Origin of the sequence: Paenibacillus sp. FSL R5-0928, assembly GCF_037970385.1 — a bacterium.
GTDB classification, from domain to species: Bacteria; Bacillota; Bacilli; order Paenibacillales; family Paenibacillaceae; genus Paenibacillus_AQ; species Paenibacillus_AQ odorifer.
Map to the genome: position 1 here is coordinate 4,216,925 of NZ_CP150225.1, position 13,334 is coordinate 4,230,258.

13 protein-coding genes are annotated in these 13,334 nt (G+C 43.2%); 4 read left to right on the plus strand and 9 right to left on the minus strand.

What is annotated here, in order from left to right:
- Nucleotides 1–52: 52 nt before the first annotated feature.
- From MKZ16_RS18840 to MKZ16_RS18850, 3 genes are all read right to left on the minus strand, one after another.
- A complete protein-coding gene (locus MKZ16_RS18840; RefSeq protein ID WP_036688291.1) occupies nucleotides 53–1,402 on the minus strand; it encodes an extracellular solute-binding protein in 1,350 nt (449 codons plus the stop codon).
- A gap of 202 nt (nucleotides 1,403–1,604) precedes the next feature.
- Nucleotides 1,605–3,386: a sensor histidine kinase gene (locus MKZ16_RS18845; RefSeq protein ID WP_076106286.1), complete on the minus strand. Its 1,782-nt coding sequence runs from the start codon at nucleotides 3,384–3,386 to the stop codon at nucleotides 1,605–1,607.
- A 32-nt stretch (nucleotides 3,387–3,418) separates the two neighbouring features.
- Entirely contained in the window at nucleotides 3,419–5,020 is a 1,602-nt protein-coding gene (locus MKZ16_RS18850) for a response regulator (RefSeq protein ID WP_076106288.1), read from the minus strand.
- Between the two features lie 324 nt (nucleotides 5,021–5,344).
- Between MKZ16_RS18850 and MKZ16_RS18855 the strand changes: the two genes are divergently transcribed.
- The 3 genes from MKZ16_RS18855 (at nucleotide 5,345) to MKZ16_RS18865 (ending at nucleotide 8,033) form a co-directional block, all read left to right on the plus strand.
- Nucleotides 5,345–5,827, plus strand: a complete 483-nt coding sequence (locus MKZ16_RS18855) for a MarR family transcriptional regulator (RefSeq protein WP_076106290.1) — start codon at nucleotides 5,345–5,347, stop codon at nucleotides 5,825–5,827.
- Between the two features lie 156 nt (nucleotides 5,828–5,983).
- Entirely contained in the window at nucleotides 5,984–7,219 is a 1,236-nt protein-coding gene (locus MKZ16_RS18860) for an MFS transporter (protein ID WP_076106292.1), read from the plus strand.
- Nucleotides 7,220–7,280: 61 nt separating this feature from the next.
- Nucleotides 7,281–8,033, plus strand: a complete 753-nt coding sequence (locus MKZ16_RS18865) for a YdcF family protein (RefSeq protein ID WP_036688302.1) — start codon at nucleotides 7,281–7,283, stop codon at nucleotides 8,031–8,033.
- Here the strand turns inward: MKZ16_RS18865 and ybaK are convergent.
- The 5 genes from ybaK to MKZ16_RS18890 form a co-directional block, all read right to left on the minus strand.
- Nucleotides 8,022–8,495: a Cys-tRNA(Pro) deacylase gene (gene ybaK / locus MKZ16_RS18870; protein ID WP_036688304.1), complete on the minus strand. Its 474-nt coding sequence runs from the start codon at nucleotides 8,493–8,495 to the stop codon at nucleotides 8,022–8,024. The two genes, MKZ16_RS18865 and ybaK, sit on opposite strands and share 12 nt — an antisense overlap.
- Nucleotides 8,496–8,595: 100 nt before the next feature.
- Nucleotides 8,596–8,847 carry a YolD-like family protein gene (locus MKZ16_RS18875; protein ID WP_036688306.1) on the minus strand — a complete coding sequence of 84 codons (252 nt, stop codon included), beginning with the start codon at nucleotides 8,845–8,847 and terminating at the stop codon, nucleotides 8,596–8,598.
- 85 nt (nucleotides 8,848–8,932) lie between these two features.
- Nucleotides 8,933–9,751 carry a radical SAM protein gene (locus MKZ16_RS18880; RefSeq protein ID WP_076106294.1) on the minus strand — a complete coding sequence of 273 codons (819 nt, stop codon included), beginning with the start codon at nucleotides 9,749–9,751 and terminating at the stop codon, nucleotides 8,933–8,935.
- Nucleotides 9,748–10,281: a methylated-DNA--[protein]-cysteine S-methyltransferase gene (locus tag MKZ16_RS18885; RefSeq protein WP_036688312.1), complete on the minus strand. Its 534-nt coding sequence runs from the start codon at nucleotides 10,279–10,281 to the stop codon at nucleotides 9,748–9,750. Before MKZ16_RS18885 ends, MKZ16_RS18880 begins: the two co-directional genes overlap by 4 nt.
- Entirely contained in the window at nucleotides 10,271–10,891 is a 621-nt protein-coding gene (locus tag MKZ16_RS18890) for a bifunctional transcriptional activator/DNA repair enzyme AdaA (protein WP_076106295.1), read from the minus strand. The genes MKZ16_RS18885 and MKZ16_RS18890 overlap by 11 nt, the downstream gene beginning before the upstream one ends.
- 213 nt (nucleotides 10,892–11,104) lie before the next feature.
- Here MKZ16_RS18890 and MKZ16_RS18895 point away from each other — a divergent pair, with 213 nt between their 5' ends.
- Nucleotides 11,105–11,647 (plus strand): MerR family transcriptional regulator, encoded by a 543-nt coding sequence (locus tag MKZ16_RS18895; RefSeq protein WP_076106297.1) that lies wholly within the window; start codon nucleotides 11,105–11,107, stop codon nucleotides 11,645–11,647.
- Between the two features lie 148 nt (nucleotides 11,648–11,795).
- On the opposite strand, the gene aspA is transcribed toward MKZ16_RS18895, so the two are convergent.
- Nucleotides 11,796–13,226 (minus strand): aspartate ammonia-lyase, encoded by a 1,431-nt coding sequence (aspA, locus tag MKZ16_RS18900; RefSeq protein ID WP_094903409.1) that lies wholly within the window; start codon nucleotides 13,224–13,226, stop codon nucleotides 11,796–11,798.
- Nucleotides 13,227–13,334 lie beyond the last annotated feature (108 nt).

The window sequence follows — 13,334 nt, forward strand, 5'->3', positions numbered from 1 at the left end:
GTTAAAAAGAGAACCTCTGCAGCAGCAGAGGTTGCTCGATCAGGCGCTGCTCTTACATCTGATTAGCTTTCACTTGGTTGTCATACTCTGTATCCGCATCTTTCATGTACTTCGCTACATCTCCATCTTTTACCACGAGATCCTGCAACAGCTTGTAGTACCAGTTACGGAACTGTGGAGGGATTAGATTGTCTCCCCACCAGTTATTGATCGCCAAGGATTTCACTACATTCGGGTCAGCAATAAGATCTAAAGCCACTTGCATTTGTTCACTTGTGTCATAGGTTACTTTCTCTTTTGTTGAAGGAATCGCATTTATGGTTGCTAAATAGTTCGAATACTGTTCTGGGGCGAAGAAGAAACGGATAAAGTCTTTAATGGCTTCTGTTTTGTCTGCATCCTTAGCGGCTTCAGCCGATAAAGACCAGCCTGCTGGTGACGGAAGACCAATGACATTGATTTTCCCTTCACGGTCAGGAAGAGCATAGAAGCCAAATTCAAAGTTCGGGTCCGCTTCAGCGATTTGTGTAAACATCCACGTACCGGAGTACAATTGTGCTGCTTTGCCAGAAACAAGAATCGAAGCGGTCTGATTGTCGCCCGTGCTGAGCCAACCTTTATCTACATAATTCTTGAACAATTCTTTGAAGTCCGTTATGCCTTGAACTACATTAGCATCTGTGAAGCTGACCGTTTTAGCGGTACGTTTGGAATTCCAATCTGCATCTTTCGAGTAGACCTCATCAATCAGGAATTTGTTAACCCAGAAACCCATATGGAAAATATCTTTTCCACCTACTACAATCGGAGTAATGCCCGATGTTTTCAATTTCTCTTGGATGGCGATGAATTCGTCATAGGTTTTTGGAAGCTCGGTGATCCCTGCATCCGCATATGCTTTTTTGCTGTAGATAATCCCTTGGGGAGCGTTCACTTGCAGCGGTGCGTTCCACACCTTACCATCCACTTGTGGTGGGGCTTCGAACAAATCTAGCAGATCGGAAGGCAGCTCTACAATCTTACCCGCATCGGCAAAAACTTCTGTATCACGCATTTCCACCAGGTCCGGGAATTCACCCACAGCATCCTTTGTTTTAAGCCAATCAAGATAGGCAGCGGATGAAGTTTCGCTCAAATCTTTAATAGTGACATTCGGATTAGCTGCTGTAAACTTTTTGACCGTATCTGAGATTGCTTTTTTGGTGGCCGGATCTCCGGAGGCGTAACCTATCGTAAAGCTAACCTCTTTTTTGGTCTCTTGTGGTGTATTTGAAGGCGTTTCGGATGCTGGCGTATCGGTTGCCTTACTCCCTGCATTATTATTATTTCCACCGCAAGCAGTCAAAACTGTTGTAGTGGCGAGTAACAATACGGATAGTTTCATCATTGTTTTTTTGTACATATCATAATAGCCTCCCCTTTTTGTAAACCGTGGAAACTGAAGCAAGATGTGCGCATCATCTCTCGAAAGCGTTTCCGTTGCTAATAGAATAGCATTCCTTATAAATAGTTAGAATGAACTTTTTTAAGCGGGATATGCGGTGAATTTAAGAATAAGTAAAAAAAGAACGAAAGACCGCAGTCTTCCGTTCATCGTCCATCCTTTACGCATTCTCCGAATCTGAGATTTTATAAGGGTCCTCTACAATCGGAAGCAACAATAGAATCGATGTCCCAATATGCTCCCGACTGCTGATGGATAATCCGTATTCTGCACCGTACACTGTACGAATTCGTTCATGTACATTTTTTAGTCCAACATTTTTGCTAGGCGAACTAGGCTCTTCCAAGGTTTCAGTCAACTGCTGTACCTTTTCCTTGCTCATACCGATTCCATCATCATAGATCGTAACCAACAACATTTCATCTTTCTTTTCGATCGTCAATCCAACTGTCCCTCTGCCTTGACTGCGCAAGCCATGCTGGATAGCATTTTCAACTATCGGCTGAAGTGACAATTTCAGAATGTACCAGTTCAGATCCACTTCGGGTGAGAGATCGACTACAAGCTCAAATTTATTCTCATACCGCACAGAGATAATATAGAAATAATCCCGTAGATGCTCCAGCTCCTGTCGTATGCTTACCCTATCCTCTCCATAGTCGATTACATATTTCAACTGGTTAGAAAGCGATAAAATCATATCTGCGACCTCATCATTATCTTTATCCACCGCATTCATTCGAATGACTTCCAGGGTGTTGTATAAATAATGCGGACGAATCTGACTCTTCAGAGCATTTAACTCCGTTTGCTTCTGCTTGATCTGGGCAACGTAAGCTTCATCGATATAGGCTTGTAAACGCTCGACCATTCGGTTAAAACCATGACTAAGTCTACCCATTTCATCATTGCTGCTCACGACCATCTGGGTATCCAAATTACCGGATTCTACGATAGCCATTTGCTTAATTAAGTTCCGAATCGGAGCAGCCAGCCGCCTAGAGAACCAGACGCCCATGATGATCATTGCAATCGCACAAATAAACATCGCTATAAACACCGTCGTACGGGCTGAAAAAAGCTGATCGAATAAATTCGCCCGATGAATTCTGGCAGTCACCGTGCCTTTAAGAAAAGGAATCTCTTCACTGAGAACGATCATCTCCTCGTCCTTTTTAGCCCGAAAAGATTCTCCATTCGCTGACCTTGTCTCATTCGTGAAATATACATTTCCGTCGCCATCCAGCAGAAATAATTCATCCTGTCCCCCCAGATTTAATTCTCTGAAGAACTGATTAAATAACGAAACATCCACGTCCATAAACAAGGTCCCTACTATCTTGGGATCTTTGGTGACACGCCCAGAAATATCAATTAAAGTACGGCCGATAGTGAACACACTGCGCTTTGAACCTGTGTAATATTCTTCGGAATGGGTAGGGAAAATTGCCACTTGTGAAGGATTTGGAGCCATTTTAGTTAACCACTCTTGATAAGGCAGCAGATCAAAGTTGACCCCTCTGTTTTCTTTTTCCTGATAGTAGAGCTTATCGTCTGACTCCCTATGAAAATAAACACTGGTGATGTAGGAATCACTGTAGAGAACTGTTTTTAGAAAGGTTTCAATAGGAATCGTATTGATCTGCTCCAGCTCATTTACATTATAGGTTTGATTCTGTGAATAACTCTCGATAAAACCTTCATATCGTCCCGTATACATCAGCTTAGAGACCTCATTGTACTGATTGAAGGCAGAATTCAGATTATAGCTCATATATAGTACCATTTGCTGCAAATTACTTGTTGTGTAACGCTCGACATATCCGGAAAAAGTCTGCACAGAAATGTAACTAAGTGCAAAAAGCGGAATTAAGCCGACTAATAAAAAGGAAGCGGAGAATTTAACAAATATACTTTTGGATCTTCGGCCCCAGATAAACATGAATGAAGGCATCCCCTTTGCTATCCATCTGACTATTGGCTTTTGAAGGATTGCTTATATTCTTGTGGCAGCTTGCCATATTTCTTCTTAAACATATCGCTAAAATGCCGGGCATTGTTGTAGCCTACACTATCGGCAATCTCATAAACCATCATATCGCTTTGCAGCAATAAACGAAGGGCATGATTCATCCTCACCTCAGTGACATAATTCTTAAAGTTCTGTCCGGTATGTTTTTTGAAAAAGCTGCTGAAATAATAGGAATTCATAAACATCATCCCTGCCATAGATTCCAGTGTAATATTTTCTGGATAATGCTCCTCAATATAAGCCTTCACCTGGGAAAGCTGCTTCAGTTCCTTATTGCCCATGCGACTGGCAATTTGTCCAGACATTTTGCTCAAAAGCACACGGAAATCTTCCTCCACCTCTTGAAAGGTAGAATAATTAGCCAATCGTTCAAGAATCGGATTTGTATCCTGAAGTGATGGACCTGCCTCCACACCAAATTGAATAAGCTCCTGTTCAAGCTGCAAAAATGTATTGTATACGGTAGAAACGGCTTGGTTTCTATTTCCGTCTGCCATCTGCCGGATCGTCTGAAATAATCGCAGGCACTCCTGCTCAATTTGTTCTTTATGTTGTGATTTCATGGCAATCCCAAGGGCGGACTGGATTTCATGCAGCGGAGTTTGAATCAATGATTCACTCTCATACCTGCTCTCTTTAACAGAAATCACACGATTAGGCCCTGTAAAATATTTATAATTTAGCGCTTTCAAAGCTTGACGATAAGATTCATCAGCATCATCCATACCGTCAACAGGATTGCCTACTCCAAGGGTCACCTTTAATTTCAGAAAACTTGTGATTTTGTCATGGAGATCTATGGCAATTCCCGCTGGTTCCTCAGCATGCTCATGCTGGAGCAGGATACAAAAACGTTCCCCTTTACGGAACATATAACTATTATCGCTTTGCTCCACGGTTTCTTTAATAATGTTAGACAGTGCAAAATCAATCAGCTTACGTTCGCGTTCTTCCCATCTGGAAGGCTGCCCCGACGATTCGTCCGTCTCTACCAAACAGATACTGACGTAGCGACTTAGCGCAATAATCCCCATATCAAGCAAGGTGTCTGCTGTCCCCTTATTGCCGTCCGTCAGCTTGTCGAGCAATTCTTCGATCGTTAATCTGCGGTTTCTCTGTTCATAATGGTTCAGCTTCTCTTTGTTGCGCTCGCCTTCTGTTTCTTGACGAATAAGGGAAACGGCTTTGCTCACAACCTGTTCCAGCTGGTTTTTGTTCACGGGCTTCACCAAATAATCCAGCGCACCATATTGCAGTGCTTGACGGGCATACGTAAACTCTTGATAAGCGCTTATAAAAATAACCTTCACCGCTCTGCCAGCTTCATGAATTTCACGGATGATATCAATCCCTGTATATCCTGGCATGCTTATATCACTAATAATCAGATCAGGACCACAATCCTCGATCTGTTGTTTTAGCTCGATTCCATCACTGGCCTCTCCAACAATGGTGAGTCCAAGCTTCTCCCATGAAATCAGTTTTTTTAGGCCTCGCAAAATCACCGGTTCATCATCTGCGAGCAGTACCCGGATACTCTTCATTATGCAGTCCTCCTACCTTCGAGAAATCATCCCACAGCTGTCCAATCATCTTAATCTTATGATAACAGACAAACAATCTTTGGTGCAGCTTCAAGCGGATGAACTTTCTTAAGAAGAAACCGCAGTTTCTTAAGATTAATTTATCTAAGCTTAAAAAGGTGGCGGGCGTAACTGCGGGGAATGTTTGGACTTCCGCCGTTACTGCTCACCTGTTATTTTTATCTAAAGTTCAATAAAACAAACTATCCTCTACTTTAATATTGTTGAAATAGAAACAAAAAATCAATATAATTTGTTAATGTAAGAGCGCTGGGAGGACAGGCCATGAACAAAGAAGAACAGGTCATGATGGGTTTCAGGGACGTATATAACAAGATGGTTTGGCTTAATAAGGATAAGATGGAAGACAGTCTTAAGGGTTATAAACCTTCTGAAGTACATTGCATCGAATACATTGAAAAAAATGCAGATTCCAACGTCACAAAACTTGCAGAGTCCTTTTATATGACTCGCGGTGCCATAAGTAAATTAACTAAGAAGCTCATCCAAAAGGGCCTCATCGAAAGCTACCAAAAATCGGATAACAAAAAAGAAATCTATTTTAGGCTTACTGAGCAAGGGAAAGTAATTTATAACGTCCATGAGGACTTGCACAAAGAGTTCCAAGAGCGGGATAAAGCCGTATTTGAGCAGGTAACTGAGGAGCAATTTGACAGTATGCTTAGCTTCGTAGAAAAGTATAGTAGACATTTGGATGCAGAAATAAAGAAACAGGGTATAGATTTTAATCCGAATAAATTCGAATAATGAAAATGAAACTCCATGCAGCCGGGCTCTTATGAGTAAGGCTGCATTTTTATGTTCAATATTTTGTTGACACGGAAACAAAGCCGTGATAAAAATGGTGATGTACCAAATTTGTTTCCAAGGAATCAAAACATCAACTTTTGAGGAGAGAATTTAATGTTCAAATTCAGATCACATAATGAACAGAACACAGAACAATCCGTAGATAAACACGCTCTAATCTTCGGTTTGATCTCTGTGTTTCTGTGCGGAATAGGCTTCAGTATCATCATGCCCGTTGTCCCCTTTTTAGTGCAGCCTTATATAAGTAATCCGGGAGAACAGGCTATAGTTGTCACGCTGCTAACCTCTGTTTATGCAGTCTGCGTATTTTTTGCAGCCCCTGCACTTGGAGCTTTGAGCGACAAATATGGGCGTCGTCCATTACTTTTGGTATGCCTTTTGGGTTCTGCAATTGGATACTTAGTTTTTGGGATAGGAGGAGCGTTATGGGTTCTCTTTGTTGGACGCATAATAGAAGGTATAACCGGCGGAAGCATAGGTACTATCTTCGCCTTTTTTGCTGACATCATTCCTCCAGAACAGAGAACCAAATACTTTGGCTGGGTGAGTGCGGTTGTAGGTGTAGGCACCGTCATCGGTCCAACGCTAGGCGGATTACTTGCCAAGTTTGGTTATTCTGTACCTATGTATTTTGGAGCAATAATAACTTTATTAAATGTTGTTTACGGATTCTTTTTTATGCCTGAGAGCCTTGACAAGAACAATAGACTGAAAGAAATTACCTTGGTAAGACTGAATCCATTTACACAGCTTGCAAGCATATTGTCCATAAAAAACTTAAAAAGACTACTGGTCTCAGCATTCTTACTCTGGATACCCAACGGATCTTTACAGGCTGTTTTTTCACAATTCACAATGGATACTTTCAGCTGGAAGCCTGCACTAATCGGACTGATGTTTTCAATTATGGGCTTCCAAGACATCCTTTCACAGGGTTTCATCATGCCTAAGCTTTTGCTAAAACTTAGTGATAAACAGATCGCAATTCTTGGAATGGTTTCGGAGATAATAGGCTACAGTCTTATTGCACTATCTGCTTTGTTCTCATACTATCCGCTTTTTATCGCTGGAATGTTTATATTTGGTTTTGGGGATTCGATCTTTGGGCCTTCATTCAATGGGATGCTTTCCAAGTCTGTCGATTCTAGTGAACAAGGGAGGATTCAAGGAGGTAGCCAATCTATTCAGGCTTTAGCCAGAATGATTGGGCCTGTCATTGGAGGTCAAATATATGTATCACTTGGCCATGCTGCACCCGCTTTTATGGGGATGATCCTGATAGCTGCGGCAATATCCGTTTTGTATAAGGATACGCGTGTAAATATGTAATCTTGCAATCTCATGTTACAATACAACCTGAACTTATATTTTTAGAAGGCGGTTGATACTGTTGATTTACATCATCAAATTTGTATACAGCTTTGTGCTTCCTCCCGGCCTGTTTATCGTGCTTCTGCTAGGTTTAGTCATTTGGTTGTGGAAAAAAAACCGCCGGCCAGCACTAGTTCTACTCGGGGTTACACTATTAATGTATTTCTCCATGACACCCTTAGTCAGCGATGCGCTGATCGGCAGTCTAGAACGGAAATATCCGCAGCCGGATACTTTGCAAGGAGATGTCATCGTCGTACTCGGCGGGGGCGCCAGCTCTGGCACACCGGATATAGATGGCGAGGGCAATTTATACGGATCAGCAGCAAATCGCCTGCTTACTGCTGTTCGCCTCCATCGGCAGACAGGTCTGCCAATCTTATTTTCTGGCGGACAAGTATTCTCCGACAGTGGTAATGAAGCGGATATCGCGCAAAGACAACTACTGGGTCTCGGCATACCCGAAGAGGATATCCTGATCGAGAATCAATCCCTCAACACGGAGCAAAACGCTGTAAATACCGCAGCCATCCTGCAACAAACCGGACTTAAAAAACCTATACTAGTTACTTCAGGTTTTCATATGTCCCGAGCGATGTTGCACTTTAAGAATGCGGGGCTAACAGCGCAAGCCTATCCTACGGATTATATCGCCAGCGCTGATATTGCACTGCAGCCCGCCAAGTTCAGTCCCTCCCCAGGAGCGATCTCCACAACAGGGTTAGCATTGAAGGAATATTTAGGCCAGCTTGCTGCTCGGCTATTTGATTAGTTCTGTAAACTTCGCATGCACAACCTCAGCGAGTAACTGTGGGGCTACGTCCATTTGCTGGCCAATCTTCCCAGCGCTGACAGCCATCGTGTCCAGCCCTTCTGCACTGCTGTCAATGAACGTGGGGTACAGCTTTTTCATTCCAACAGGTGAACAACCACCGCGGATATAGCCTGTCCATTTCTGCAGATCCTTCACTGGCAGCATCTCAATTTTTTTCTCTCCGGCGGCTTTGGCCGCCTTTTTGAGATCCAGCTCTTCGGCAACCGGGATAACAAATACATAAAGATTCGCACCGCTATGAGCGACCAACGTTTTAAAAACCGTCTCTGCCGCCTTTCCAATCTTCTCAGCCACAGCCGTGCCATGGATGAGTCCATCTTCATTGTCATAAGCGAACACTTTATAGCCGATTTTTTTGGCATCCAGCATTCGCATTGCGTTGGTTTTGGTTACTTGCATTGTTGACCTACCTTTCAATATCCTCTATTCCTTAACTTTATGATCAAAGAGGCCCCAAAGCTAATATAGCTTTCAGGACCTCCTGTTGCTGCCGTGCCCATTAATCTCTGGGATAATTAACCTGCATGATATCCATAAAAGGAACTTTTATGATTTCTTCATGGTTACTGAGGTGTACTTTCCCGGTTCGCGAATCCATTTCCACGATCATGCCGCGTACCTCTTCTTCTTTTCCCCATACGGTCAATAAAATCTCAGAACCTTCTTGCTTAGCTTCAACTAACTGATTACCTAACTCCTCAAGCACAAATTCATCTCTTGTGGGCCGCTTGGCCACCTTTGCTTTTGCCACACTAATCCTCCAATAAGCTATTACGGATATTAAGTATATTAAATACTAAGTATGAATGCTCTCATTTATTATACCATGTTTCAGATTAAGGCTCGAACCCCTTCTGGCTCAAGAATAGCTCCTCTTCGGAAAAAACTTGCTGAAGTCCTTCATACACTCTGCGATATGCTGCAGGATCATACCAATCTTCCAGTTGCAGCTCTTCATATAGGGAATAAATCCCTAATCTCCGTGTGCGTTTGCCGCCGCTGCCGTCGCCCATAAAATAGTCATCCACACAGACTCTATCCACCAAAGTCCTTAAGGTCGCTGGAAAAGCTGGACTGCTTGGCAGTACTGGCGCTATAGTAGCTTGAACAGGGATGCCAGCTTCACGTAGAAGCTGTAACGTCTTCAGTCTTGCCGCAATGGGTGGAGCGCTTGGTGTGAATTTTTGCCGAATATCTTCACGGTCTGTTTCTATAGTTATACTTACTCGAACCTTATCCTCTAAACGTATTAATAAATCTATATCTCTGCGAACCAGCGGACTACGGGTCTGCACGAATAGGAAATCGGGCGGGTCTTGTACCATAACCTCCAGTAAAGATCTCGTCACCTGTTCCTTGTGCTCTACCGGTTGATAGGGATCTGTGCTTGACGACATAAAAATAGAGACGGGACCTTTCGCCTTCGCTTTGTGCAGTTCTTTTTGTAAAATCACAGCCGCTTCTTGTTTAACATCTACCCACGTCCCCCACTCCTCTTTGCGGAACAGCGAGACAGGCATCTGGCGCACATAACAATAGGAACAGCCGTAAGTGCAACCCGTATATGGATTTAAGGAATGACTGTAGCCTGACAGATAACCTGTTCCTTTATTCAGCAAGGTTTTTGGGGAGGTGTAATTGGACTCTATTTTCATATATCTGCTGTATACTCTCCTCTCTCCAACTGAAGTAGTTTGGTCTTCATATCCAAACCACCCCGGTATCCTGTTAATGTCCCATTCTTACCAATAACCCGGTGGCAGGGCACCGTAATCAGAATCGGATTCGCACCAATGGCAGTCCCTACCGCGCGCACCGCAGCTGGTTTTTGAATATGTGTAGCAATATCCGAATAGGACCAGGTTTGCCCATATGGAATTTCACATAACGCCTTCCATACCGCAAGCTGAAAAGGAGTACCCTGATAATCAAAAGGAATGCCGAAGCTCTGCCGGTTCCCTTGCAAATATTCACTAAGCTCCCTCACATAAGGCGCCATCTTCTCATCGTCCTGCACCAGTTCACTCCCCGGAAAACGACGTCTAACCCATTCACTTAATTCCTCAAAGGGTTGCTGCTGCGAACCCACATAACTTAACCCCTTCTCTGTGGCAGCAATATAAAAACTCCAGTCCTTATCGGTTAATAATGTCCAGTATAGAATAGCATTTGTTTTATTCTCCATGATTCGGTCCCTCCAAAATAAAATCAGAAGCCAACGTTACTTTCTGTTTGTTAAGCTGACGAAACTGTGTGGGCGTATACCCCGTTTTTTTCTTATATAAAGTAATAAAATATGACGTATTGGGCAGACCCACGCGTAATGCAATCTCAGCAACTGCCTGCTCTGTAGTAAGCAAATACTCAGATGCCTTAGCGATTCTCTTTTGCTGTATATAATCCACAGGAGTGATTCCCTTTACTTTCTTAAAGGTTCGATGTAAATGATAAGGACTCCCATGACATACCTCAGCTAACGTTTCAAGGGTGAGGGGGGCCATATAATTATGATCAATGTATTCCGTCATCAAAGCTACCCATTCCTTATCAGGAAGACGCTCACCTGTCGGTTTACATCTTTTGCAAGGACGAAATCCGGCTGCCAGCGCTTGTTCAGCATTCTGAAAAATACACGCATTCTCCCGATTGGGTGCTTTGGATTTGCAGGAGGGTCGACAAAAAATTCCTGTAGTCTTCACCGCATAAAAAAATATGTCGTTATAAGCAACATCGTTTTGCAAAATAGCCTGCCATTGTTCCTCAGTCATTTGTTCCTCATCTTCAATCCTGTTCATCGCCTTCACCTCTAATGCAATTATACCCCTGAGCAGGCTCATCTGTACTCAATTTGGAATGGAAAAGCAAGATAGTGAAATTCAAAAGAGTGAGATTGCTCGTAATTACACTTTGTTTAGCGAATACGCACTACCTTTGTCAACCGTGCAGGGAGCCGCTGCTGGACAACGAATATTACTCATAACATGACTACGTGAACTGGAGGAATCGAAATGGATATTCTAAAAACAAAAGATGCCGCAGAGCTGATGTCAGTTAGTATAACAACAATTAAACGTTGGGCTGCCATGTTCCCTGATTTTTTTCCAAAAGACCGATTTGGCCATTATGTGTTCTCAGAGCAGCAAATCGACCTGCTCAATCATATTAAAGACCGTATTAATCACGGAGAAGCCTTGGAATGTATACAACTCACGCTCACGAATGAGCAGCAAATCTCCACATCACACCAGGAAAACCCGCTACAGCACACAGATGCTGAGCCTATGAAGGATATCTTGTCTCGCATCAACAATGTTGAACGTGCACTCGATCAAAAAGCCGACGAAGTAGTATTGATACAACTGCTACAGCAGCGTGAGGAGCTTGAGGATCTACGAATAATGATCAAGCAAATAGCGGCATCCATAGAACCGTTGCAAGTGTCTAACGGCAAACCGCTCACCTCTTATGAAAATTCCCAGTCCACTGCCACTACCAGGCTAACGGCTCCGCCAAGAAAACGCGGCCTATTACGTTCTTTATTTTTCTTTTAAGCCTGAAATGTAAAAAAAAGAACCTACTTCAGACAATCGCGAAGTAGATTCATATAAGCATAAACATATTTAGGATCTCCCCCTGTCACCCTAAACGGTGGCGGGGGTTTGCTTTTTCCTAGCAAAAAGCTCGATCCTCCGGAACATTCTACTCTTTATGCAATAAAGCTGCTCCTGCAATTCCCGGATGTGTCATTTCGTAAGGGTCCAGAATCAGATTAAGCTCTTCTTCGGTTAGTACATTATATTTAATGCACAATTCCCGTACAGATTCCCCAGTCAAAATCGCCTCTCTAGCGATCCGCGATACCACTTCATACCCCAGATGCGGGTTCACAGCCGTAATGATTCCGACACTCCGCTCCACATCCCGCTCAAGCTTTTCCTTATTGGCTTCAATCCCAGCCAGACAGAAGTCTGTGAAGACTTGGAAGGAATTGTTCATGATGCTGATGGACTGAATGAGATTGAACACAAGCACAGGCTCCATAACATTCAGCTCCAGTTGACCCGCTTGGGAAGCCAGACAGATCGTATGATCGTTCCCTATGACTTGAAAAGCCACCTGATTGATGACCTCTGCCATAACCGGGTTAACTTTACCCGGCATAATTGAAGATCCAGGCTGGCGTGCAGGCAATGAAATCTCATTAAACCCAGTACGCGGACCGGAGGCCATCAATCGCAGATCATTAGCGATCTTGGACATGTTCATCATGCATACTTTTAGGGCAGCAGACACTTCTGTATAGGCGTCTGTATTTTGGGTGGCATCGACGAGATGATCTGCCGTTACGAGTGGCAATTCACTGATCTCAGCTAAGTGCTCTACCACCAATTCAATATAACGAGGATCAGCATTTAATCCTGTACCTACTGCTGTTGCCCCCATATTGACTTCATACAGATGATGGCGTGTATGTTCAATACGTTTGATATCTCTTTCCAGCACTCTGCGATAAGCCTCGAATTCTTGACCCAGACGAATCGGCACTGCATCTTGAAGATGTGTCCGACCCATTTTTATCACAGGATCGAATTCATCCGCTTTTACCGCAAACACATCATGCATTCTGTGCATCGTTACAAGCAGCTGCTCCAGCAGTGAAAGTGTGGCAATATGAATTGCCGTCGGGAACGCATCATTTGTAGACTGCGCCATATTTACATGTGAATTGGGGCTTAAGTGACGATAGTCTCCTTTTTCATGGCCAAGCAGTTCTAAAGCACGGTTAGCAATAACCTCATTCGCATTCATATTTAACGAGGTACCCGCACCACCCTGAATAGGATCTACAATAAATTGCTCATGCCATTGACCCTCGATGATTTCTTCTGCTGCTTTCACTACAACCTCTCCAAGCCCTCGATAGAGACGGCCAACTTCCATATTTGCAAGCGCAGCGGCTTTTTTTACAATCCCCATCGCTTTGATTAACTCTTTGTGAACCCGATAGCCCGTAATAGGAAAGTTCTCGACTGCGCGTAGTGTCTGAATCCCATAATAAGCGTTCTTATCTACCTGTTTACTGCCTAGAAAGTCATTTTCTACACGAAATTCAGTTTCAATCACTGTTATATCCCTCGCATTCATTATGATTAGGTTTATTAGAAAATAAGTAAGCGCAATCATTTCTATCTCACTTAGATATTAACCTTTATTGTGACAAATGTCTCTCAGAAAAAT

Coding starts and splice junctions, on each gene's coding strand:
- MKZ16_RS18845 (WP_076106286.1), bottom strand. CDS start 3,386: ATGTTTATCTGGGGCCGAAGATCCAAAAGTATATTTGTTAAATTCTCC.
- MKZ16_RS18895 (WP_076106297.1), top strand. CDS start 11,105: ATGGATATTCTAAAAACAAAAGATGCCGCAGAGCTGATGTCAGTTAGT.
- MKZ16_RS18840 (WP_036688291.1), bottom strand. CDS start 1,402: ATGTACAAAAAAACAATGATGAAACTATCCGTATTGTTACTCGCCACT.
- MKZ16_RS18850 (WP_076106288.1), bottom strand. CDS start 5,020: ATGAAGAGTATCCGGGTACTGCTCGCAGATGATGAACCGGTGATTTTG.
- MKZ16_RS18855 (WP_076106290.1), top strand. CDS start 5,345: ATGAACAAAGAAGAACAGGTCATGATGGGTTTCAGGGACGTATATAAC.
- MKZ16_RS18890 (WP_076106295.1), bottom strand. CDS start 10,891: ATGAACAGGATTGAAGATGAGGAACAAATGACTGAGGAACAATGGCAG.
- MKZ16_RS18880 (WP_076106294.1), bottom strand. CDS start 9,751: ATGAAAATAGAGTCCAATTACACCTCCCCAAAAACCTTGCTGAATAAA.
- ybaK (WP_036688304.1), bottom strand. CDS start 8,495: ATGCAAGTAACCAAAACCAACGCAATGCGAATGCTGGATGCCAAAAAA.
- MKZ16_RS18860 (WP_076106292.1), top strand. CDS start 5,984: ATGTTCAAATTCAGATCACATAATGAACAGAACACAGAACAATCCGTA.
- MKZ16_RS18885 (WP_036688312.1), bottom strand. CDS start 10,281: ATGGAGAATAAAACAAATGCTATTCTATACTGGACATTATTAACCGAT.